The sequence below is a fragment of the uncultured Vibrio sp. genome (assembly GCF_947488985.1).
Lineage (GTDB): Bacteria > Pseudomonadota > Gammaproteobacteria > Enterobacterales > Vibrionaceae > Vibrio.
Genome location: NZ_CANLBV010000036.1, coordinates 1 through 22135, shown reverse-complemented (window position 1 = coordinate 22135; position 22135 = coordinate 1). Strand labels below are relative to the sequence as shown.

Here is a 22135-nt window from a genome sequence, read left to right as displayed (position 1 = left end):
CAATCAACCCACTGACGAATAGCTTTACTTGTCTATTCTTCGTGAATTCATAGTGGCTTTATTACCAAATGATGTAAACCCCCAAAAAGGAACAATTTTAACTTTCTATTGTATGAGTCAGATCTATTGCATGAGCCAGATGAAATTAACCGCGAAGGAAAATGAAGACTACCTAGGGAGGGTTATCTTAATGCTGAATACAAATAGCCCTACATTATTATTTCCACCCAATCCATTCATAATTGCACCAATGCGAGTCAATAGTGTGGACTTATAGTGCATCGAACGAACATCAACCATCACAAGCACTTGATAATTAAGGAGTAAAATAAATGGCATAGCGCTTGCTTTGTTACTGTTATGTAAATTGTATACAATGAAAAATACATAAAGGGAATCACATGGAACACAACAGTGAATTGATCTACGGATTGGATGCTCGACCATCGGTCAAAGCAGCCAGTTACGCGGCATTGCAACATGTTTTAGCAAGCTTTGTTGGAATCATCACACCGACACTCATTATTGGTGGTGTGTTAGGGCTGGGTGAACATATCCCCTATCTTATCAGCATGGCGCTGATGGTGTCGGGAGTAGGCACCTTCATACAAGCCAAGAAAATTGGTCCTATCGGGGCTGGCATGATCTGTGTGCAAGGAACCAGCTTTGCGTTTTTAGGCTCGGTTCTAGGGGCTGGCTTTCTTGTCAAAGCGAATGGCGGTGGCCCTGATGAGATGCTGGCGACCATTTTTGGTGTGTGTTTTTTTGGTGCGTTTATCGAAATCTTGCTATCGCGCTTTATTGAAAAGCTGAAAGTGATTATTACGCCGGTGGTAACAGGCATCGTGATCACCACCATTGGCATCTCGCTGATCAAGGTTGGTGTCACGGATATTGCCGGTGGTTTTGGCGCTGAAGACTTTGGCTCCTCGAGTAACTTGATGCTCGGTGCTATCGTACTCGGAACCATAGTCGCGCTTAACCTAAGCAACAACATCATGGTGAGATTATCGTCGATTTTAGTCGGGCTGCTTGTTGGCTGGGGCGTCGCGATTTTGATGGGCAAAGCCCCGGTAGTGACATTTGATTCTCAACCTCTATTGAGCATTCCGGTTCCATTCAAATATGGCTTTAATTTTGATTGGCAAGCCTTTTTACCTATCGCTTTTATTTACCTGATCACCATGATTGAATCGACGGGTGATCTGACCGCAAACAGCCTGTTTTCGGGCCAGCCTATTTCAGGGCCAAAATACATCCGCAGATTAAAAGCAGGCGTACTCGCTGATGGGGTTAACTCACTCATCGCCTCAATATTCAATACTTTCCCTAATACCACCTTTAGCCAAAACAATGGTGTGATTCACTTTACAGGGATCGCGAGTCGCTACATCGGCTACTTTATCGCGGCTATCCTCTTTCTATTGGGGCTATTTCCTATCTTAGGTTCGGTACTGATGACCATTCCAAAACCGGTTTTAGGCGGGGCAACCTTGGTGATGTTTGGCACGGTAGCCGCTGCGGGAATTAAGATTATTGCCAATGAAGAACTCGATCGTCGCAGAATTATGACAATCGCCATCTCGTTGGGGTTAGGGCTGGGAGTAATGCTGGTGCCTGACTTATTAAAAGAAGCACCCAAGTTAGTACAAAGCATATTGAGCTCGCCAGTGACGATGTCGGGTATTGCGGCACTGACGATCACAGGGTTAATGTCTTTGATTCCTGAGGCTCAGTCCAAACCGTTGACACCTGCTGCACAAGCCAGCAAGGCCTAGCGACTCTCTTTGACAAGTAATGAGCTTTAACGGGCTTATCTTGAACAGACAGAATGGGTGAGATGTAAACAAAGCCATATGCCGGATATGTGGCTCTGTTTATATTTCACTACGCATAACGGATAAATCGTATTGCCGTGCCTATGTCTTATGTCCTATGTCTTATGTATCAAAAGCTCAATAGCTCAATAGCGAACTAAATAGCACATCGTGATTGTTATAGTAACGCGTTCACTAATCTTGGCCTCAACATTCGCAGGTTGCTAGAACCAGCTATCCTATCTTTATATCGCTCACTCTCCATATAAAAATAAATTATCATTAATATAATTTATAATAATTTAACTTAATCAACCCATCTCCCTATACTCTCTCCATCGAAACGAAATACCGAAGCTAGTCTTCTTAAAGCACTGAGCTAAAAACGAATTTGGAGCAAGTTATGAAAATGAATCACGTAGGCATCATGGTTGGCGATATGGAAAAAGCAGTTGAGTTTTACACCAAAGCGCTGGGCCTTAGCATTGTAATGGACAACACCAAAGTGATCGAAGAGCGCGAAACCGCTATCGGCCGCATGTGTATTGATGTATTTGGCGAAGGTTTTAAAGGCTTCAACATTGCACACCTTGTTACCTCTGACGGCATCGGTGTCGAGATGTTTGAAATGAAAGAGCGTCAAGAGCGTCACGTAGTGGACTTCTCTCGCCTAGGCATCTTCCACTTCTGCCTGCAAACTGACGACTTTGAAGGCGTGATGGCGAAAGTTGAACAATTCGGCGGCAAAAAACGCATGGATGTTACCCGTTACCACCCAGAAGACGACAGCAAGCCAGCGAAAATGGTTTACCTAGAAGACCCGTTTGGTAACTTGTTCGAGCTTTACTCACACACTTACGAAGAAACTTACGCGTCTGATTACTCTTAATCGATCGCTAAATAAAAAACCGGGGGCGTTGATTTTCAACGCACCCGGTTTTTGTATATTGAAGCCGCTCGCCGGAGTTAAGCGCCTAGTTTCTAATAGATCTTATTTTCTAATGGGTCTGAGATTGAGTAGACATCAGCTTCTAACAGCCATCAGTTTTTAACATACATGGAGACTTAGCAGATCTGACCGCCCGTCTCAGCAATGTCTTCAGGATTATCAATCACAGCTTGAGCTAGTAAACGAAGCCCTTCAACAATAATATCCAGTGTCATTGTCGGTTGCTTACCACTGCTATCTTGTTCCGGTAACAGTGGTATATGCACAAAGCCATGTGGCGTGTTTTTTTGTGCTAGGTAATGTTGAATACCGTAGAACAAGTGGTTACACACAAAAGTACCTGCCGTGTTCGACACCTGACATGGGATGTTGTGCTGTTGCAGTGACTTTGTAATCGCTTTGATAGGCAGCGTCGTAAAGTAAGCATCTGGGCCGCCCTCTATGACAGGCTCATCAATCGGCTGCAAGCCTTTGTTATCTGGAATGCGGAAGTCATCAACGTTGATCGCAACACGCTCTGGTGTGATCGCCGCACGCCCCGATGCTTGACCGACCGTGATCACAAAATCAGGCTGATGCGTATCGATAGCCGCTTTAACCGTATCAATCGACTCATAACGCACCACGGGTACTTCGCAAGTAACAATTTGGCCGCCTTTTAGTACAGCATCATTAAGACGTTGTACTGCCTCTAAAGCTGGATTAATGGCTGCGCCACCAAAGGGTTCAAATCCAGTAATTAGTACTTTTTTCATAATTGACCTCAAAATGCGAAGGTGTACATCATAAAGATGTTAAATGCTAAAATGCATGAGCCAGGGATCAGCTGCATCAAGATGACATGGTTTTTATTTTTTAATTCCAACAGTGCCGCTGGAACGATATTGAAATTGGCCGCCATAGGGGTCATCAATGTGCCGCAGTAGCCAGAAAGCATACCAAGCACACCTATGATGGCTGGGTTACCACCACTTTCAAGGATCAAGAGCGGGATACCAATGCCTGTAGTGATCACGGCAAATGCAGCAAACGCATTACCCATAATGACAGTGAACAACATCATGCCAACGCAGTAAGCCACCACTTTAATCAACAGAATATTTTCCGGGATCATCAGCTTAACGATACCAGCAACGGTATCGCCGACACCCGCTTGGTTAAACAAGTAACCAAGCGCCGCTAAGAACTGAGATAAAATCGCAGCCCAACCGATGGAATCCGTTAAACGGCGTCCTTCATTGAGGCTCTGACTGGCCGTACCTTTGGTCACCACCAATGCCACAGCAATCGCGGCAATCGAGCTAACCCCTAAGCCGACAAGCGCGCCGAGCGCAGTAAATTGGCTGATCAATACAGTACCGACAGGTACCACAATTGCCGGAATAAACAGCTTATTCTTTAATACTGATGCGCTTTGGTAGCGCTGCTTATCATCTGTTGTTCCGTAATGGCCCATACCCATGAAACCACCGGATGCCAAAGCGGTCAGTGCAAGCACCATAACACCAATCACCCAATCCGGCAGCATCGAGCCAAGGTTAAAGGTCAGGCCGTAAATGAGCCAGAACAGACCCGTACCGATGCGCTTTGGGTTTTGTTTATCAACAAAACTTTGCCCAGCAAAAGCCAGCAATAACAGTCCAACCGCTTGATATACGTACTCTAGCATTGTGTTTTGTCCTCTGTCTCTGCGCTTGCTGAAGGCGTATTTTCTAACATACGTTTGCAAATAAATCGGGTGTAAAGATAGAACACGCTAAAAGAAGCCAGCGCAGTCGGCAAGGCCCATAATGCCATGGTTCCCAGTTCGACATTCAGCCCATTATCACTCAGTACCCCTTTGATCAGCAGCAAACCGCCAGTACCAATGAAAAGCAATTGACTGAAGAAGTTACCAAAGTTTTCGCTGGCTGCTGACAGTGCGCGAATCGTTTGGCGCTGCTGATCGCTCAGCTCTGGGCTCGATTTTTCTGCAGCCGCTTCTGACATAGGGGCAATCAGAGGACGAATCATCGCAGGGTGGCCACCAATATTCAGGCCTAAACCATTGGTGATTTTACGCATCAGTAGGTAAGACATAATGATCTTAGTCACTGACGCTTTTTTCATGGCACCAATGAGCGCTTCGGCGCGCTGTCTTAAGCCGTAGCGCTCAAGCAGGCCAATCATAGGCAACACTAGAATAAACAATGACATATAACGATTCTGTGTGAATGACTGGCCAAGCGTCGACAGGATTTCCATGATGCTGATGTCAGCAATCAAACCTGTCACAACGCCAGAAACAAGAATCACCAATAACGTATTAAGTCGTAGAGCTAGCCCCACAGTAATAATCACAATGCCAATTAATGGCCATAAGTTTAACATTTTGATCCTTTAGATTTTTTCACGATCATTCTCGCGTTCAATGAACGGCTCACAAAAAGGGGGAAGGTATAGCTGCGTTTACGTGATGGATAAGATTGCACCCAAAGGCAAGCAAGTACCGCTGATTGAGTAATATCTCGTAGTCTACGAGTATAAAGATAAAATAGTCAATAATTATTGATTGTATGTTGTTATGAGTGGTTTTAGTTCCAATGGAAAAGTTTTAGTGTCCGCAAAATAGCAGAAAATTCTCATTAACTACCGCAAGCCATCCCTTCTATTTAAAACGATTTGTACATTGCACTCACACTGCTACAAGCAAGTGCCTACTCCTCAAGCTAGGCTCTCCTAGCACCCCTTCTGCATTTTCATTGATCAAAGCGATGCTAATAAGCACCAATAATGGTTATCATAAGACATTCATCAGTAAGCATTTTCTCTTCATGAACAAATTGTACTCCCTTATTCAGCGCCACCCTGCTCTTTTTGCCTTGTTCATTGCTGCTATTACGGCTTATAGCGCATGGTATGGCCAGCGACACTTCGAAGTCAATGCCGATTTATCTTCATTGGTAAAGCAAGAAGGTGAATGGGTTGAGAACCTAAAAAGCATTAATCAAGCATTTCCTAATACCGGAAATGTGTTGGTTCTGGTGAGCAGTGAAGCGAGTGATAATGTTTCTGCTGTGGCAGCAAAAACCTACACCGATAACTTAGCGCAAGCGTTTCGCCAAGACGCCATTTTCACCGATGTTTTTGCGCCTAGCACTCTCCCTTGGTTTGATCGTTACGCGCTGGGGTTTCTCTCTGAAAATGCTTATTCTGATCTCCAAAAACAGTTCGACAACCAAATCGCACCAGCCGTCATTGGCGCAAAGGCACAAAGCCTGGAAACCTATTTAGCACTGGTCGCGGAAAAGGCAGAAAATAGCCAAGATCCACTCGCGCCTCTATTGACCGCAACCTCTGGGGAAGAGGTGGATTGGCAAGCCCTGCTCCAAGCTTCCATCACACTGCCAGCCAATCATGTGATCACCCTAACCGCTGAACCAGACAACAGCCTAAAGAACCCTAACCAGCAAGTTATCGCAACGTTAGACCAAGTGCTCGCTCAAGTTGATAAGCCTGAAGGCGTCAAAGTCACATTCACAGGCCAAACGCCTCTCGATTATGATGAGATCCAAGACGCGAACAGCAGCATCGCGTTGGCTGGCAGCGCATCACTGGTTGGCTTGCTCTTGATCTTAGCGATTGGGATTCGCTCTGTGCGTGTCATTATCGCCTGTTATACCACGGTACTGATTGGCTTAACGTGGACGTTCGCTGCCGGACTCGCCGTGGTGGGGCATTTCAGCACAATTTCTATCGTGTTTATGGTGATGTTTATCGGTCTTGCCGTCGATTTTGCCATCCACTTATGCCTGCATATTCAAGAAATAAGAGCCAGCGGTGAAGGCAATCAATCAAGTCTTAAGCATGCATTAAAACACTCATTTCGTCCGCTGGGACTCTGTGCCCTATCCTCTGGGATCGGCTTTATGAGCTTTTACCCAACCGCCTATATTGGGCTGGGAGAGCTAGGCGTCATCTCTGGGCTGGGGATGTTACTGGGCTTGTTGGCAACATTTACGGTTATCCCACTATTTTTTCAACTCTTCGGCTACCCAAGCGTACGCCTCCACGTCAATCATGGCTTGGGCCAGCGCTATGGGCATTGGTTATCCAAACAACGAAAATTGGTGGTGTCGATTGCGGCTCTGCTGTTTGCTGTGACTGCGGTCGGTGCCAGCCAGTTCAAATTTGATTTCTCAACTTTAGTGCTGAAAAATCCAAATTCTGAGTCAGTGCAATCCCTTAACCGCCTGCAAAGCTTAGGTTTAGGATCTAGCTACCAACTCAATGCGGTTGCTCAAGACGCTACTCAAGCGGCGCAATGGAAGCAGCAATTACTCAACTTGGATACGGTGAGTAGCGTAACGATTGCCAACGACTTCTTACCTGAGGATTGGATTGAGAGACAAAGCAAACTCACCCGTGTTCTGTCTGAACCACTGCAAACGGGGCCTTTAGATTACTTAGCCTTCAAGGCTCTCGCGATAGAGAAGCAGTGGCCCAACGCAGAATTGCTGCCGGACTCGCTCGCGCAAGAAAGTGCCTATCACCTATTTAGTGGTACTCAGGTTCTCGCACAATCAATAACACCACAGCCGATGCCCTTACTAGACGATATCCCATCGTCACTCATCCACCGCTACAGAGATTCTGATGGGCAATTTCTGCTGACGATCGTGCCCAAAGGCGATATGGCCAAGGTCGAGAGTGTCCAGCGCTTCATTAATCAAGTTCAAGATATCGCACCCAACGCGACAGGCCGTGCGGTCGCAGAGCAACAGGTAGGGAAAATCATCGTCCGAGCTTTTCAAATAGCGATTATGATTGCGGTGGTGGCGATCACATTGCTGCTCGCCACCACCATCCGCCGCGCCCGCGATATTGCGCTGATCTTTGTTCCCTTGACCTTAGCCTCACTGACGACGTTAGGCATGATGCACTGGCTGGACCTGTCCTTAAATATGGCCAACATCATAGTGATTCCGCTTATCTTTGGATTAGGTGTTGATAACGGCATTCATATCGTCAATCGCTTCCGCGCTGTCGGTAGCATTGATGCATTCTTTGCGACCTCAACCCCAAAAGCCACTGTGGTGAGCTGTCTCTCGACATTAATGACCTTTGGTGCGCTAATCTTAGCCCAGCATCAAGGCATGCACTCTATTGGATTAGTGCTGACCATAGCTTTATCAAGTATCTTAATTTATAGCCTCGTGCTGTTGCCTGTCGGTTTAGAAATGACCCGCAAGCGCAGTTTGGGCGAATAGATTCCAACACTTCAAATACTGCTGGCGGGTACTCCCGTTTCTCGCCGGTGTTGACCTATTTTATGCAGGTATGATTGCAACAAGAGCGCTGGTGCTATGTTGAGACGATCCGTGCTGGACGATTAGAATTCGGGGCTAATAAGCGCTTGATCCGCACCATCAGTTATGGACAAATAAGCAAGAACCCAGAAAAGTAGACACCAAACTGATTAGAAAATATAAGCTAAAAGACCTTCCGCCAGTCTTGATATGAGCACCGCTTAAACTAGAAAGGGCACTTCTGAGGTAGAACGTACCACGGGTAAAAATTCAGCCTATGAAGGCTTTGGACAAAACTTTGTCAGTGATTTGCTAAATTAGTAAATCAGGAATAACTACAGGTATGGAAAGTATCTTCGTTTGGTGTCTAATTCTGCTGGTACGGATCACAAGCTCTGGAGAAATGTCTTTTACACAGCTATCAGAGAACCATTCAGCTAAACGCTTTAGGCGATACTGGATAGTGCAGAGGTAGCTTTTGAAGTATTGAGCTTTCTGAATATCAATACAGGGATAGGTGTGTGCAGAGAAAGCGTGACGTGGGTGTCAAAATTCAAGTATCTGTCCTCTCAAAGGTATGAAAAGGGACAGTGACGCTAAAAAGCAAAAATCCCGACAACTCATTGAATTATCGGGACTTTCTAAATAAATGGCACGCCCTGAAGGATTCGAACCTTCGACCACATCCTTAGAAGGGACGTGCTCTATCCAGCTGAGCTAAGGGCGCGCTACAGGAACGAATTATACGAATTCGAATCAGTAAAGCAATGGCTTTATGTAACATTCTGATCTAAGTGGGTAAAAAAAGGGCAAGAAACCTATTGGTGTTGAAATTTAGACCAAGGCAAACGTTTGCTTTATGGTAATCAAAAAGATTTTCTGAAATAATGCGCCAAAAACATCAGCCACTAATTTGAATATCAGTACTAAGGAAATTCATGACTGCTCAAAATATTGATGGAAAGCTAATATCTCAAACGGTTCGCTCTGAAGTTGCTGCTCGTGTAAAAGCTCGCACTGAAGCTGGGTTACGCGCTCCGGGCCTCGCGGTTATTTTAGTGGGTGAAGACCCTGCTTCTCAGGTTTACGTAGGGAGTAAGCGTATCGCCTGTGAGGAAGTTGGCTTCGTGTCTAAATCTTACGATTTGCCAGCCACGGCAACAGAAGAAGAGTTATTAACGCTGGTAGACCAACTGAACCAAGACCCAGAGATCGATGGTATTCTGGTTCAACTGCCCCTGCCAGCTGGCATTGATAGCACTCATGTCCTTGAGCGCATTGTCCCTGAAAAAGACGTTGATGGTTTCCACCCATACAATGTTGGCCGCTTGGCTCAGCGTATCCCGAAACTGCGCTCTTGTACTCCGAAAGGCATTATCACCCTACTCGACCGTTACAATATCGATTTACGTGGTAAACACGCAGTGGTCGTGGGCGCATCAAATATTGTCGGTCGCCCAATGACTCTAGAGCTGCTTCTCGCGGGTTGTACAACGACGACCTGCCACCGCTTTACTAAAGATCTTGAAGGCCACGTACGCCAAGCAGACGTTGTGGTGGTTGCGGTTGGTAAGCCTAACTTTATTCCGGGAGCCTGGATTAAGAAAGGCGCGGTGGTGGTTGATGTGGGTATCAACCGCTTGGAGTCTGGCAAATTGGTTGGTGATGTTGAATACGACGTCGCGAAAGAAAACGCCAGCTTCATCACACCAGTTCCGGGTGGCGTTGGCCCTATGACGGTCGCAAGCCTCATTGAGAATACGATGATCGCTTGTGCACAATTTCATTCGAAATAACAAATAAACGATGACCTCGGTAGCGATACTATTGGCATCTATTCACTCATCCTAGAATGACAAAGCCGCAACGTAATCAACGCTGCGGCTTTTTTGATCGTGACAAACGAATAGCTCGTGTTCAATTGAATTAGCTTGTTTTTTTTCTTAAAAACCAAGCTATTTTTGGGATGCCATCGTTTATCCTTGGGAAAACTTGAAAATCCACAAGGCTCTTGAATGAAAAACGTATAGGTTAATAACTACATACAAAATATCACCCTGCAGAAATCGCTTAATATCACCTTAGATGAAATTGAATTGTCGGGAGAAAAATCTCACCACGGCATTGGCATTTATAGCTCTTGGAATACCTTAATCAACAAGCTCAGTCATGAAAACTACGGTGACCATGCGGTTTCATTTAGTGGTTTATCCAGAGGTAATTTGGTGACATGCTTCCAATCTGACACTCTACTAAGACGCATCGACTTTCATGGTGGTAGCGCTATTATAACTTGCTTGAAAACTCATACAACTTGGCGCTCTACCATGGTGGGCGGTTACTCCGATGATGGTCATTTGTTGGTAAACAATGGCCATCAAGATGTTGAAAATGAGTGGTATTACATTGAGCTGTTCGACCGAGGGGAAGAGCTTCCTAACTCCCTCAATCAATATCAAAAAATTCTGTAAGATTACCTAAGTAGAGATGGCTTACCTGTCTAAGTAGAGGCTTAGGCAGGTAACATTTTAGCTATAGTTCTTCATATTTCGGAGAAGGTTCAACTTAAGAAACTGAAAAATGACCAATAAAAAAGGACTCCGCAGAGTCCTTTCTATCAATTTCGTTAGCCACTTCCAATTAGCCTATGATAGGCCAAATGCTAATCACACGAGCAAGCCAATTAATCAAACTTGATTCTATCGGCTAAGTGACTGACCGCCAAAGCGAAATAGTAAGAGCGATTCCACTTCATTAACACATTGTAATTGTTGTAAATGAGGTACGAACGGCCGGCTTCATCATCTGGCATGATCAGCCAAGCTTTGATGTCTTCATCAAGCGCTGGCAGTGGGCGGTTGTCATAGCGCTTAATACCGAGTTCAGACCACTCTTTTAGGTATTTCGCTTTGTCTGCATCTCGACCTTGCAGCTCAATCGACACCGTTGACGGAACATGAACCTGACGACCCCAAGTATAGCTGTCATCCCACCCTGATTGGCTGAGATAGTTCGCCGCCGAGGCAAACACATCTTCTTCGGTACCCCAGATATCTTTCTTACCGTCGCCGTTGCCATCAGCCGCATACGCTAAGAATGAACTTGGCATAAACTGAGGCTGCCCCATTGCACCCGCCCATGAGCCTTTCATCTCTTTTGCGGTGATATGGCCTTGATCAAGGATTGTTAAAGCTGCCATTGCTTCACTGCGGAAGAAGGCTTCTCTGCGCCCTTCATAGGCCATGGTCGTTAAGGCATCGATCACACTGTAATTGCCAGTGAACTTACCAAAGTTGCTCTCTACACCCCACAAAGCGACGATGAACCTAGGTTGAACCCCGTATTCATCACCAATGCGCTTCAACGCTTGGTAATGTTTCTTATACAGCGATCTCGCCTGCTTCACCTTCCAGTCTGGAACCGCACGAGGGATGTATTCATCCAGAGTCAGTTTTTTCTCAGGTTGGTTTTTATCGGCTTTGACAGCTCTAGGCTTAAAGGTCACCCCAGTAAAAGCTTCATCGATCGTCGCTTGAGAAATGCCTTGCTCACGGCCTTGCTGCTTTAGCTTTTCGACATATTGCTCAAAGCTCAGCTCTTCAGCTTGCAGTGAACCAATGGCTAAGCTGTTACCCAATATCAGTGCCGATACCGCTAATAGGGGTTTCGAAAATTTACTCAACGCTCATTCCTCCCTGAATTTAGGTGGCTATCACTCTTGGTCTTGAACGTTTTGCTGAGCTTTACGCTCTTTGTACAGTTCAAGTTCGTTAACTGGTGGAGGCGGAACCTGCAAAAAGAAACCATCGTTGTTCAGTGATTCTCTCACTTTGTCGATGTTCACTTGAGCCAGTTTACGGCCGTCCATTTTAATTACCATGACAAAACTAGGTTTACCGAACATTTGCATCAATGCGTCAGGAACTTGTGAAAAATCATCCTTCTTAGGGATATAAAGGTATGTTCCTTCTTTCTTTGGGCTTTTATATATAGAACACAGCATGACAAACCTTTCTAAATGTTGATGGCTATAAATCTCTCACTTGCGAGATCAATAGTTTATGTTAGGAAAATATTGAGAACAAAACGTCCATTTGACAACAAGATCACTTGCTGTGCTTGATTTGGGAATATAACATGATAAACCTAGTTTCAGGCAATGCCCTTTATTTTATTGATAAAGAAATTGTATCCATTCGCGATTGAGGCCCTGTAGTTTTTCGATGTCTAATAATCCAGATCTAAAAGGTAGCAGTTTTACGCTATCGGTTTTGTACTTATCCGATGATCAAGTCGAAAATGCCGTCTCTTTTCTTCAACAAAAAGTAGACCAAGCACCTACTTTTTTCGCTGCTGCTCCGGTTGTCATCAACATCAGTAAGGTCGAAGGCGATATCGACTTCGTACAGCTGAAAAATGGCATATCACAAGCGGGAATGATCCCCGTTGGTGTTGCGGGTTGCTCAGATAAGCGTATGCAAAACCTAGCGAAAGAGGCTGGCTTTGCCGTCATGACGGCCAGTAAGTCTCCCTCTCAAGCTCCGGCTAAGATAACGCCCACAAAAGTGATAAAAACACCTATCCGTTCTGGTCAGCAGGTCTATGCTAAAGATGGTGATCTACTCATTTTGAGCCACGTTAGTGCGGGCGCAGAAGTGATTGCCGATGGCAGCATTCATATCCATGGTACGCTACGCGGTCGTGCGATTGCAGGGGCAAGTGGTCAAACTGAAGCAAAAATAATTTGTAATGATTTACAAGCCGAGCTGGTGTCCATTGCGGGAAATTACTGGCTCAGTGATCAAATTGAAAGCGAGTACTGGAAGAAGAAAACCATGTTCAGTATGGCGAACGATGTATTACACGTTGACGTCCTCGCAATATAAGAGAAATAAAAGGAAAAAAGAATGGCACGCATTATCGTTGTAACGTCAGGTAAAGGCGGCGTAGGTAAAACGACCTCCAGTGCAGCTATTGCCTCGGGGTTGGCTTTAAAAGGAAAAAAAACCGCAGTTATCGACTTTGATATCGGTCTGCGTAACCTCGATTTAATCATGGGTTGTGAGCGTCGTGTCGTATACGATTTTGTTAATGTGATCAATGGTGAAGCGACGCTGAACCAAGCGATGATCAAAGACAAGCGCACCGACAACCTATTCATTCTCCCAGCTTCTCAAACCCGTGATAAAGACGCCCTGACTAAAGACGGTGTGCGTCGCGTGTTTGATGAATTGGATGAAATGGGTTTCGATTTTATCATCTGTGATTCTCCTGCAGGTATCGAGCAAGGTGCTCTGATGGCGTTGTACTTCGCTGATGAGGCCATTGTTACCACCAACCCTGAAGTCTCTTCTGTCCGCGATTCAGACCGTATTCTTGGTATTCTTGACTCTAAATCTCGCCGCTCTGAAGATGGCTTAGAGCCTGTGAAAACACACCTTTTACTGACTCGCTACAACCCAGCACGTGTCACTCAAGGCGAGATGCTCAGCGTGGAAGACGTTGAAGAGATCCTACACATCTCTCTACTGGGGGTGATTCCAGAAAGCCAAGCCGTGCTCAACGCATCGAATAAGGGCGTGCCGGTTATCTTTGATGAAGAGACGGATGCTGGTATGGCTTACAATGATACGGTAGAGCGACTACTGGGTAGCCAAGTGGACTTCCGCTTCTTAACGGAACAGAAGAAAGGCATCTTCAAACGATTGTTCGGGGGCTAATACACAATGTCATTATTAGAGTTTTTTAAGCCACAGAAAAAGACAACCGCGAACCTAGCCAAAGAGCGTTTGCAGATCATTGTTGCCGAGCGACGCAGCCATGACGATCCTGCACCTTCGTACTTACCGCAGCTAAAAGAAGACATTCTTAAGGTGATTGCTAAGTACGTTGAAGTCGACCCATCCATGGTTGATCTGACTTTTGAACACAAAGATGACGACATCTCAGTATTAGAGCTGAACGTTAAGCTGCCAGAAGACGATAAGTAAGCATCGCTAGAAGCTAGAAGCTAGAAGCTAGAAGCTAGAAGCAGATTAAATCAAAAAGAGAGCCGAGGCTCTCTTTTTTGCTATAGGCGACTACTTGATCGCTTTGTTCAGCTTCTCACCAACCACGTCTAGACGCCAGCCTTGCATCACATCAGGCAGTTTCTCAGGGTTACGATCGTGCTTCCAAACCCAGCTTAATACTTGGTTGAGTTGCTTTTTCGATGCTAAAAACTCCGTCGCTAAACCACTGTGTTGCGAGGCGGTTTTCACTTCATCTTTCAACACTTTGAAAAGCTGCTTATAGCCAGGGAAGTCCATTAGACGTTCAACTGGTGCTGGGTACTCTTCTTCTGGTGTATGTTCAGCTAACTTAACAATTGAGCTGATCTTTGCACCATGGCGACGCACAGAGCGGTAATCAAAACCTTCTTGCTCCATGTGCTTAGGATCTTTCATCGCAAAACGCGCCACAGCCCATAAATCTTGCTCTTTGAAGACAAAGTTCAACGCTAGATCGCGCTTGATCGCTTCTTTTAGACGCCAAGTTGCTAGAGGTCGTAAGATCGCTAGCTGCTTAGGTTTAAGCTGCCACGCCCCTTTAATATCAAGGTAGGCTGTATCTGGGTTAACTTTACGGATGCGCTTTGCAACTTGTAAATCAGACTCTTGCTGAGCCTCTTCCCACCAGCCTGCTTCCATCACTTTTTCTAGCAGCTTGTTGTACATTGGCATCAAGTAGTGAACGTCTGCCGCTGCGTAGTCCAATTGCTTTTGAGAAAGTGGACGCGCTAGCCAATCGGTGCGAGATTCACTCTTATCAAGGTCAACCCCGACAAACTCTGAAACCAGAGCAGCAAAGCCCGTTGATAAGCCATGACCTAAGAAAGCCGCCATGATCTGCGTATCGACCATCGGCGTTGGCGTGCAGCCAAATGCGTTCTGGAACACTTCCAAATCTTCGCCACAAGCGTGCAATACTTTCATCACTGAAGCATCTTTCAACAACGCAACGAACGGTGTCATGTCATCCAGCGCAATAGGGTCAATCAGTGACAGCGTTTCACCATCAAATAACTGAATCAAGCCTAATTGAGGGTAATAGGTTCTGGTACGAACAAACTCCGTATCAAGCATAACGACATCCGCTTCACGTGCTTGTTGGCAAACTCGCTCAAGGTCGTTCAATTGGGTAATGATTTGATAATCCACAAAAACTCTCACTGGTTTCTCTTTGATTGCCGGATACAAAAATGCCGACATTAACTGTCGGCATTCTAACACCATTTTTCAGCGCTCGCTTAGATTAAGCGCCCAATGGTTCTGATACGCTGCTTTAGCGTCAATCAGTGAGCAAGCTCGGCATCGTTTTCTTCACGTAGCACACGTCGTAAGATCTTACCCACGTTGGTCTTTGGCAGATCGTCTCTGAACTCAACCAGTTTAGGGATCTTGTAGCCTGTTAGGTGTTCACGACAGTGCGCGATGATGTCTTCTTTGGTCAGGCTCGGATCGCGCTTCACAACGTAGATCTTAACCAATTCACCCGAGACTTCATGAGGTTGACCGATAGCCGCAACTTCAAGCACTTGACCATGCAGAGCAACGACATCTTCAATCTCATTTGGATAAACGTTGAAGCCAGACACAAGAATCATGTCTTTTTTACGGTCTACGATATGCAGCAAGCCTTCGTCATCAAACTTAACGATGTCACCCGTAGATAGCCAACCGTCTTGGTCGATCACCTCTTTGGTCGCTTCTGGACGTTGCCAGTAGCCTTGCATCACCTGAGGGCCACGCACTTGCAACTCGCCCACTTGGTCATTGGCAACCACTTGGCCTTCATCATCGACAATACGAACTTCTGTTGATGGGACAGGCAGGCCAATAGCGCCTGTGTAATCTTTAAGGTCGTATGGGTTACCCGTTACCAGTGGCGAACACTCGGTTAAGCCATAGCCTTCTAACAAGTGAATACCGGTCGCTTTTTTCCATTGCTCGGCCACCGCGCGTTGAACCGCCATGCCACCGCCAACAGAGAGGCGCAGATTGCTGAAATCTAATTCTAAGAAATCTTCGTTATTCACTAGTGCATTGAACAGAGTATTTACACCGGTAATGGCCGTAAATGGCACCTTTTGCAGCTCTTTAATAAAGCCCGGAATATCACGAGGATTAGTGATAAGAAGGTTACGACCACCCATCTCAACAAACAGTAGGCAGTTCACCGTCAAGGCGAATACGTGATACAGCGGCAGTGCCGTGACAACCAACTCACGTCCTTCTTGCACAACAGGGCCGTATGCCCCTTTTGCTTGAAGCACGTTCGCGATCATATTACGATGCGTTAGGATTGCGCCCTTCGCTACACCAGTGGTACCACCCGTGTACTGTAGGAAGGCAATATCGTCACCCGCCATAAACGGCTTCACATATTGAAGACGACGGCCTTTATGCAGCGCTTTTCTAAAGGAGATAGCCCCCGGTAGATCGTACTTAGGTACCATGCCTTTTACGTATTTCACGACAAAATCGACAATCGTCCCTTTCGCACGTGGCAGCATTTGCCCTAGGCTTGTTAACACTACGTGTTTAATCGGTGTGTTATCGACCACTTTTTCTAGCGTGCTCGCAAAGTTTGAAACGATAACAATCGCCTTTGCACCAGAATCGTTCAGTTGATGTTCCAACTCACGAGGCGTGTACAGTGGGTTGACGTTCACTGCAATCATACCCGCACGCAGTACACCAAACAGGGCAATGGGGTATTGCAGCAGGTTTGGCATCATGAGTGCGACGCGATCGCCCTTCTTCAGTTTTAAGTCGTTCTGCAAGTAAGCGGCAAAAGCACGGCTGCGCTCTTCAAGCTTACGGAACGTCATCACTGAGCCCATGTTCTCGAATGCAGGTTGGTCTGCGTACTTCTGTACCGACTGTTCGAACATTTCAACAAGAGATGGGTACTGATCTGGGTTGATCGTTTCTGGTACGTCACTTGGATAACGTGAAAGCCAAGGTTTATCCACGATGTTACTCCTCGTTTATCAGCTGACGACTGTTCGCCGCTATTGGTCATTGCGGTATTACAGCACAGCTTTAGTGCATGAGCACTATAAGGCTCAAACACGTGTTTAAATTTTGTTAACTACACCAAAAATTAGCTGTGAAACTAACTCTGGGCTCTCTAAATGGCAATGATGTCCGCCGGGAACCGTCTCGATATCCAGAGAACTAAGGGCTGGTTTGTAGCGATTATGCTGCAAATTTCGGAATCCATTGTTGCCTAAAATGATTAATTGAGGACACTCTATCGCCGCCATGATCGCATCAGTGTGCGCCTGTGACATACGATATAGCGAGTCACACTTTAGCTTAGGGTCGCATCGCCATTGCCAAGTGTTTTCAGACTCGACCATAACGTGCTCAACAACTTTTCGTCGAGCCGTTCCTTGTTGAACAATAGCTTGTTGGACATTAGCTGGTTGAGCAATATCTTGTTGAACAGTAGCTGGTTGAGCTATAGCTTGCTCGACAATTCCTCGTTCAACAATCGGCGCAATAAGTTCAGCATTGATTTGGTTGGCGTGAGCTCTCAGTTTAATCGCATCCTCAAGACTTGCCAGAGGACGTGAAGGCTTTCTTCGCTGTCGAAGCCGACTGAGTACCCCATTTCTCAAACGTGAAACCGTTTCTTGGGGAGCTTCAGAAATAGGTCCGTGACCTTCAATTTGAATTAATCCTGATACCTTCTCAGGAAAGGCGGCACTATAGCAACTTGCTATCAATGCACCAAGCGAATGTCCTACTAGCACCAGTCTGTTTGGCGACAATTTAGTCACCAACTGGTGTAAATCATCGATATAGTCGTGAAATGGATAATAACTGCCCGATTTATGCGACGAAAGCCCATGACCAAATAGATCAATCGCAATCAGGTGTGAGCTTGGTGAAAGCGCCGCTACATGGCTTAAAACGGAAGAGAAACTCGCCGAGTTATCCAGCCAACCATGAATAAAAACGACCGTCGTTACGGTCGTTTGTGAGTTCTTGATCTGCTGTGTTGCGAGCTGGCCACTCGCAAGAGAATAGGATTTTTCAATCACTGGTTGCATGCTGCCCCTATCTGTTATCGGTTATCCGTTGCGATGTCGAATACACGATCACTATCGTCTATTGAACATCTTTGATCACCCGCCCGTGCGTCGGCATCGTCTGAAAACTGCGGCAATGTAGACTGCGACAAGAATAATAGGCAGGAGCCAAGTCGTTGATCACCACGCGCTCAGTGATCTGCCATAAACGTTGATTGTAAACGTTCATCACAGGGAAGGTGTAAGGGTAATCGCCAATGGTGCCATCTTCGGTACCATTGGATGTGCCGACTAAGGTGACTAAACGGCCTTTGGCAAAGCTCAATGGCTCAACATAACCCTCAATATAAGCCACAAAACGCCCTTTGGGTTCGACATTAATATCTGGCTTACCACTGCTTGAGATAGGCAAATTTACCACTTCAACGCGTGTCTTGTTTTGCATGTTGGTTACTTTAGCGATCACGCCACCTAAACGCACATCATCGGCATCGGGCAGTGTATTTACCCACTCTTGGTAATCGGTGACCACTGGTTCGGAGTTGGCATTCAGCTCTTCAGGTAGAGACGAGCAGCCCATCACCATTGAAGATAAAGCAACAAGGTAAAAGATGCGAGATTGAGATATGAGGGAAAACATAAGGCAGATCCTTAGAGCAGGAGAAATGAAGACACAAAGCTAGATATAGATATCGACCCCAATAAGCTGCGCGAGTTCCTCTTTTTTCGCTTGGTTCATCACATCCATATACTCTTCCATGGCACGTCGCCCGCGACCTTCTGGGAGATCATACTGGATCTGAGCTTTATGAATGTCCGATTCTTTGACTTGACGAATGGAATGCGAGACAGCATTGGCGACCTTAGTAGGCTGACCTACTGAGGTTTTTGCATCGCCTTTTTTCACCTCATTCTTTTTGTTGGTTCGATTGGTTTTGGATGTATTGCCTATCGAAGAAGGAGGTAAGCCGTTTATTGAAACCATGCTTAAAGAGTTTTGTACCTGATTTAAATGATCTTGCTTGAGTTTATCAAAGCTCTACAAGATAAATTGTAGAGCCTAATAATACCGATTTACTCGCGACCTGGCAGCTTTTTCCAAGTAACTTTATCACGCAGATAAACCGGCTCTGACTCTTCAGCCGCTACCGCTTTGCCTTCTGCGTAAGCAAACTGAGCAAGCAAAGCCATGTCTTGCGCTTCAGGGAACAGTACGTCACACGCTTTGGTATGGATCGCTAGGGTGTCCATATGCTCCGCATACGCTTCCCAGCCTGTGCCAACTTTTGCCCATGTTTCAGAATCAGCTTCAAGCTTCGCCGCTAATTCGCTTGGGGGCGTGACACATTCGGCATCGACTGCGGTCCAACGACCGTCTTGCTCACGGCGATATCGAGCCCAGTACACTTCGCTCATACGCGCATCAATCGCGGTTGCAACGTGCGTTTCGCCAAATTTACGGTAGCTCACCTGCGCCATTGCTGCCAGTGTCGAGACACCGATCATCGGTAAATCTGCGCCAAATGCTAAGCCTTGAGCAATACCAATACCAATACGTACACCCGTGAAACTACCCGGACCTTGACCAAACGCAATAGCGTCGATGTCTGTTAAAGCGACATTCGCTTCTTTCAGTACTTCATCAACCATAGGCAGAATCTTTTTGGTATGGTCTCTAGGGGCAACTTCGCTACGTGCGAACACCTTTTCACCAATAACTAATGCGACTGAACAGTTTTCAGTGGCGGTATCTACTGCAAGAATTTTCGCGCTCATTTGTGTCTCAAATATTCGTTATCTAATCTAAAAATAATGGCTAAGCTCAACCATGCCAACTATTTGCCAGCGGTTGAATGGTCTTTAGCTAAGAATTCTTTAATGATCCCTAAGTCACGGGTACGCGGGATAGGCGGTAAACTCGCCAAAAATAGACCACCGTAATCGCGAGTCACCAATCGGTTATCGCAAATAATCAAAGCGCCCCTATCACGCTTATCACGTATCAATCGGCCGACACCTTGTTTCAAGGTGATCACTGCGTCCGGCAACTGTACCTGTGCAAAAGGATCTCCCCCTTTTAACTTACAGTCCTCGATTCGAGCCTTAAGTAAAGGGTCATCAGGGGCGGTAAAGGGTAATTTGTCGATGATAACACAGCTTAATGCGTCGCCCCTAACATCTATCCCTTCCCAAAATGCCCCCGTCGCCACCAACAATGCGTTCCCTAATTCCATGAATTCAGCCAAGGTTTTTTGCTTACTTGTTTCACCTTGCAGCAGCACTGGGACCGTCAGCGTTTCACGGAATCGCTCCCCCAACTCTTTCATCATGCTGTGCGAGGTGCACAAAAAGAAACAGCGGCCTTGGTTTTGCTCAATCACCGGGGTCAGCATCCTTACTAGCTTATCGGCGAGGCCTGGGCTGTTCGGCTCTGGGAGATAACGAGGCACACACAAGCGCGCCTGATTCGGATAATCAAATGGGCTCGGCAGTGAAAACTGTGCCGTCGGTTTTAACCCGAGTCGAGAGGTGAAATGGTCGAAATCATCCGACACCGCCAAGGTTGCCGAGGTAAATACCCAAGCGCCCGGCTTGAGCTCAATTTGTTCGTGGAACTTATCTGCAACCGACAGCGGGGTAATGTGCAAAGCAAAGTGGCGCGGTGTGGTGTCATACCAATACGAATAACCGGTAATCGATACGTCACATACACGTTCCATGCGTGACTTGATCATGGTGGCACGTTCGAAAGCCGTATCGAGCAACTGGCTTCGACCCAGCACCAGTTTCAGTACATCCATGGCCAATTGCAAAGCATCTTGCACACGAACCAGCTCTCTAGCAATCGATTCTGATTTTAACGCCTCACGCCAGTTACCACGAAAGCCCGTATCACCGAGTACGATGCGCAGCTCTGATGCTGACTGAACTAACCTGTCGCCCACTTTTTGCAGTTGGCGCATGTCTTTAGCTTCCGTTCGGTAACCGATTTCAATGTCTTTGGCGAGCTCGTGAATTTGTCGACTCGACACAGACTGACCAAAATACTGACTCGCAATATCTGGCAGTTGGTGCGCTTCATCGAAAATGAACACATCCGCATCTGGGATCAGCTCACCAAAGCCGGTCTCTTTAATCGCCAAATCCGCGAGGAATAAATGGTGGTTAACCACAACTACATCCGAGTCCATGGCTTTCTTACGGGCTTTCAGCACAAAGCAATCGGTGTAGCTCGGGCATTCTTTGCCTAAACAGTTGTCATTAGTTGAGGTGATGGTCGGAATAACCGGGCTGTCTTCCGCAATATCGTCACAATCGCCCAAATCACCGGTTTGTGTGGATGACGACCAACTGCGCACTTTGACCAACTGAGCTAACAGTGTTGGATCGGTGTGAGTGCCATGGCTTTCGACCATTTGACGGCTGAGTCTATCTAAGCACAAATAGTTTGAACGACCTTTGAGTAACGCCACTTGACCATAAAATCCAAGCGCGTCCACCATCAAAGGTAAATCGCGATGAAACAGCTGCTCTTGAAGGTTTTTAGACCCCGTACTAATGATAGTTTTCTTGCCACTGAGCAATGCGGGCACGAGATAAGCAAAGGTTTTACCCGTCCCCGTCCCCGCCTCAACCACCAGCTGACTCTGATGCTGGATAGCCTGTAAAACGGCTTCAGCCATGTCTAACTGAGCTTGTCGAGGTTGAAACCCAGGGATCGCTTTACCTAGCGCACCATCCGCAGAAAAGGTTTTAGATATCATAGAGTACGTGATTTAGAAAAATAGAAAGCGAATTATGGCAGGTTTAGTGAGCCGGCGCGAATCAAGAATGACTTCGCTCCGGAGGTGTTAGGGGTGGCTTTATTTGGTTTATGCATCCGAAAAGGTAAGCCCTAAAAAATAGAAATTCAGCAACCGTTTTTTAGGGCGTGTTGATCTTTGCTGTACATTTCGCGTTCAACAATACATCGGTAGCCACATCAACATGAATGCCAGCG

The 22135-nt window shown here is 46.2% G+C and carries 20 protein-coding genes and 1 tRNA gene; 8 read left to right on the top strand and 13 right to left on the bottom strand.

Annotated elements, in window-relative coordinates:
- The first annotated feature begins 401 nt into the window (after positions 1-401).
- Complete coding sequence (locus Q1A70_RS10215) at positions 402-1778, top strand: nucleobase:cation symporter-2 family protein (RefSeq protein WP_299690272.1); 1377 nt, start codon at positions 402-404, stop codon at positions 1776-1778.
- Between the two features lie 442 nt (positions 1779-2220).
- Positions 2221-2706, top strand: coding sequence for a VOC family protein (locus Q1A70_RS10210; protein ID WP_299690266.1), 486 nt, complete (start codon positions 2221-2223; stop codon positions 2704-2706).
- A 176-nt stretch (positions 2707-2882) separates the two neighbouring features.
- On the opposite strand, the gene pcp is transcribed toward Q1A70_RS10210, so the two are convergent.
- From pcp to Q1A70_RS10195, 3 genes are read right to left on the bottom strand one after another with little or no spacing between them, the layout of a single operon-like run.
- On the bottom strand, positions 2883-3521 hold the full coding sequence (pcp, locus tag Q1A70_RS10205; RefSeq protein ID WP_299690264.1) for a pyroglutamyl-peptidase I: 639 nt from the start codon (positions 3519-3521) through the stop codon (positions 2883-2885).
- Positions 3522-3529: 8 nt separating this feature from the next.
- Positions 3530-4435, bottom strand: coding sequence for a DUF979 domain-containing protein (locus Q1A70_RS10200; RefSeq protein WP_299690261.1), 906 nt, complete (start codon positions 4433-4435; stop codon positions 3530-3532).
- Positions 4429-5136 (bottom strand): DUF969 domain-containing protein, encoded by a 708-nt coding sequence (locus Q1A70_RS10195; RefSeq protein WP_299690257.1) that lies wholly within the window; start codon positions 5134-5136, stop codon positions 4429-4431. The genes Q1A70_RS10200 and Q1A70_RS10195 overlap by 7 nt, the downstream gene beginning before the upstream one ends.
- Positions 5137-5579: 443 nt before the next feature.
- Here Q1A70_RS10195 and Q1A70_RS10190 point away from each other — a divergent pair, with 443 nt between their 5' ends.
- Entirely contained in the window at positions 5580-8015 is a 2436-nt protein-coding gene (locus tag Q1A70_RS10190; RefSeq protein WP_299690255.1) for an efflux RND transporter permease subunit, read from the top strand.
- Between the two features lie 689 nt (positions 8016-8704).
- Here the strand turns inward: Q1A70_RS10190 and Q1A70_RS10185 are convergent.
- Positions 8705-8781: transfer RNA gene (locus tag Q1A70_RS10185), tRNA-Arg, on the bottom strand.
- 211 nt (positions 8782-8992) lie between these two features.
- Between Q1A70_RS10185 and folD the strand changes: the two genes are divergently transcribed.
- Complete coding sequence (folD, locus tag Q1A70_RS10180; protein ID WP_299690253.1) at positions 8993-9850, top strand: bifunctional methylenetetrahydrofolate dehydrogenase/methenyltetrahydrofolate cyclohydrolase FolD; 858 nt, start codon at positions 8993-8995, stop codon at positions 9848-9850.
- Positions 9851-10150: 300 nt separating this feature from the next.
- On the top strand, positions 10151-10525 hold the full coding sequence (locus tag Q1A70_RS10175) for a hypothetical protein (protein WP_299690251.1): 375 nt from the start codon (positions 10151-10153) through the stop codon (positions 10523-10525).
- Between the two features lie 212 nt (positions 10526-10737).
- Here Q1A70_RS10175 and Q1A70_RS10170 read toward each other — a convergent pair whose 3' ends face one another.
- Both Q1A70_RS10170 and Q1A70_RS10165 read right to left on the bottom strand, forming a co-directional pair.
- Positions 10738-11736 (bottom strand): lytic murein transglycosylase, encoded by a 999-nt coding sequence (locus tag Q1A70_RS10170; RefSeq protein WP_299690249.1) that lies wholly within the window; start codon positions 11734-11736, stop codon positions 10738-10740.
- Between the two features lie 30 nt (positions 11737-11766).
- A complete protein-coding gene (locus tag Q1A70_RS10165; RefSeq protein WP_299690246.1) occupies positions 11767-12057 on the bottom strand; it encodes a YcgL domain-containing protein in 291 nt (96 codons plus the stop codon).
- Between the two features lie 220 nt (positions 12058-12277).
- Between Q1A70_RS10165 and minC the strand changes: the two genes are divergently transcribed.
- From minC to minE, 3 genes are read left to right on the top strand one after another with little or no spacing between them, the layout of a single operon-like run.
- On the top strand, positions 12278-12940 hold the full coding sequence (gene minC, locus Q1A70_RS10160; protein ID WP_299690243.1) for a septum site-determining protein MinC: 663 nt from the start codon (positions 12278-12280) through the stop codon (positions 12938-12940).
- Positions 12941-12961: 21 nt separating this feature from the next.
- The gene (gene minD, locus Q1A70_RS10155; protein WP_299690238.1) at positions 12962-13774 is read left to right on the top strand and encodes a septum site-determining protein MinD; all 813 of its coding nucleotides are present in this window, start codon (positions 12962-12964) and stop codon (positions 13772-13774) included.
- Positions 13775-13780: 6 nt separating this feature from the next.
- Complete coding sequence (gene minE, locus Q1A70_RS10150) at positions 13781-14044, top strand: cell division topological specificity factor MinE (RefSeq protein WP_299690236.1); 264 nt, start codon at positions 13781-13783, stop codon at positions 14042-14044.
- A gap of 90 nt (positions 14045-14134) precedes the next feature.
- Here the strand turns inward: minE and rnd are convergent, their stop codons facing one another.
- The 7 genes from rnd to Q1A70_RS10115 form a co-directional block, all read right to left on the bottom strand.
- Positions 14135-15253 carry a ribonuclease D gene (rnd, locus tag Q1A70_RS10145; protein ID WP_299690310.1) on the bottom strand — a complete coding sequence of 373 codons (1119 nt, stop codon included), beginning with the start codon at positions 15251-15253 and terminating at the stop codon, positions 14135-14137.
- Between the two features lie 134 nt (positions 15254-15387).
- On the bottom strand, positions 15388-17070 hold the full coding sequence (gene fadD / locus Q1A70_RS10140; RefSeq protein ID WP_299690234.1) for a long-chain-fatty-acid--CoA ligase FadD: 1683 nt from the start codon (positions 17068-17070) through the stop codon (positions 15388-15390).
- Between the two features lie 105 nt (positions 17071-17175).
- The gene (locus tag Q1A70_RS10135; RefSeq protein ID WP_299690308.1) at positions 17176-18147 is read right to left on the bottom strand and encodes an alpha/beta hydrolase; all 972 of its coding nucleotides are present in this window, start codon (positions 18145-18147) and stop codon (positions 17176-17178) included.
- A 67-nt stretch (positions 18148-18214) separates the two neighbouring features.
- A complete protein-coding gene (locus Q1A70_RS10130) occupies positions 18215-18775 on the bottom strand; it encodes a Slp family lipoprotein (protein WP_299690230.1) in 561 nt (186 codons plus the stop codon).
- A 39-nt stretch (positions 18776-18814) separates the two neighbouring features.
- Entirely contained in the window at positions 18815-19120 is a 306-nt protein-coding gene (locus Q1A70_RS10125) for a chromosome partitioning protein ParA (RefSeq protein ID WP_299690225.1), read from the bottom strand.
- 89 nt (positions 19121-19209) lie between these two features.
- Positions 19210-19911 carry a tRNA (adenosine(37)-N6)-threonylcarbamoyltransferase complex dimerization subunit type 1 TsaB gene (tsaB, locus tag Q1A70_RS10120; RefSeq protein WP_299690222.1) on the bottom strand — a complete coding sequence of 234 codons (702 nt, stop codon included), beginning with the start codon at positions 19909-19911 and terminating at the stop codon, positions 19210-19212.
- Positions 19912-19970: 59 nt separating this feature from the next.
- Complete coding sequence (locus Q1A70_RS10115) at positions 19971-21899, bottom strand: ATP-dependent DNA helicase (RefSeq protein ID WP_299690219.1); 1929 nt, start codon at positions 21897-21899, stop codon at positions 19971-19973.
- Positions 21900-22135 lie beyond the last annotated feature (236 nt).

Coding starts and splice junctions, on each gene's coding strand:
- minD (WP_299690238.1), top strand. CDS start 12,962: ATGGCACGCATTATCGTTGTAACGTCAGGTAAAGGCGGCGTAGGTAAA.
- pcp (WP_299690264.1), bottom strand. CDS start 3,521: ATGAAAAAAGTACTAATTACTGGATTTGAACCCTTTGGTGGCGCAGCC.
- folD (WP_299690253.1), top strand. CDS start 8,993: ATGACTGCTCAAAATATTGATGGAAAGCTAATATCTCAAACGGTTCGC.
- minC (WP_299690243.1), top strand. CDS start 12,278: ATGTCTAATAATCCAGATCTAAAAGGTAGCAGTTTTACGCTATCGGTT.
- Q1A70_RS10130 (WP_299690230.1), bottom strand. CDS start 18,775: ATGTTTTCCCTCATATCTCAATCTCGCATCTTTTACCTTGTTGCTTTA.
- Q1A70_RS10215 (WP_299690272.1), top strand. CDS start 402: ATGGAACACAACAGTGAATTGATCTACGGATTGGATGCTCGACCATCG.
- Q1A70_RS10195 (WP_299690257.1), bottom strand. CDS start 5,136: ATGTTAAACTTATGGCCATTAATTGGCATTGTGATTATTACTGTGGGG.
- Q1A70_RS10165 (WP_299690246.1), bottom strand. CDS start 12,057: ATGCTGTGTTCTATATATAAAAGCCCAAAGAAAGAAGGAACATACCTT.
- Q1A70_RS10210 (WP_299690266.1), top strand. CDS start 2,221: ATGAAAATGAATCACGTAGGCATCATGGTTGGCGATATGGAAAAAGCA.
- Q1A70_RS10115 (WP_299690219.1), bottom strand. CDS start 21,899: ATGATATCTAAAACCTTTTCTGCGGATGGTGCGCTAGGTAAAGCGATC.
- minE (WP_299690236.1), top strand. CDS start 13,781: ATGTCATTATTAGAGTTTTTTAAGCCACAGAAAAAGACAACCGCGAAC.
- Q1A70_RS10125 (WP_299690225.1), bottom strand. CDS start 19,120: ATGGTTTCAATAAACGGCTTACCTCCTTCTTCGATAGGCAATACATCC.
- tsaB (WP_299690222.1), bottom strand. CDS start 19,911: ATGAGCGCGAAAATTCTTGCAGTAGATACCGCCACTGAAAACTGTTCA.
- Q1A70_RS10200 (WP_299690261.1), bottom strand. CDS start 4,435: ATGCTAGAGTACGTATATCAAGCGGTTGGACTGTTATTGCTGGCTTTT.
- Q1A70_RS10190 (WP_299690255.1), top strand. CDS start 5,580: ATGAACAAATTGTACTCCCTTATTCAGCGCCACCCTGCTCTTTTTGCC.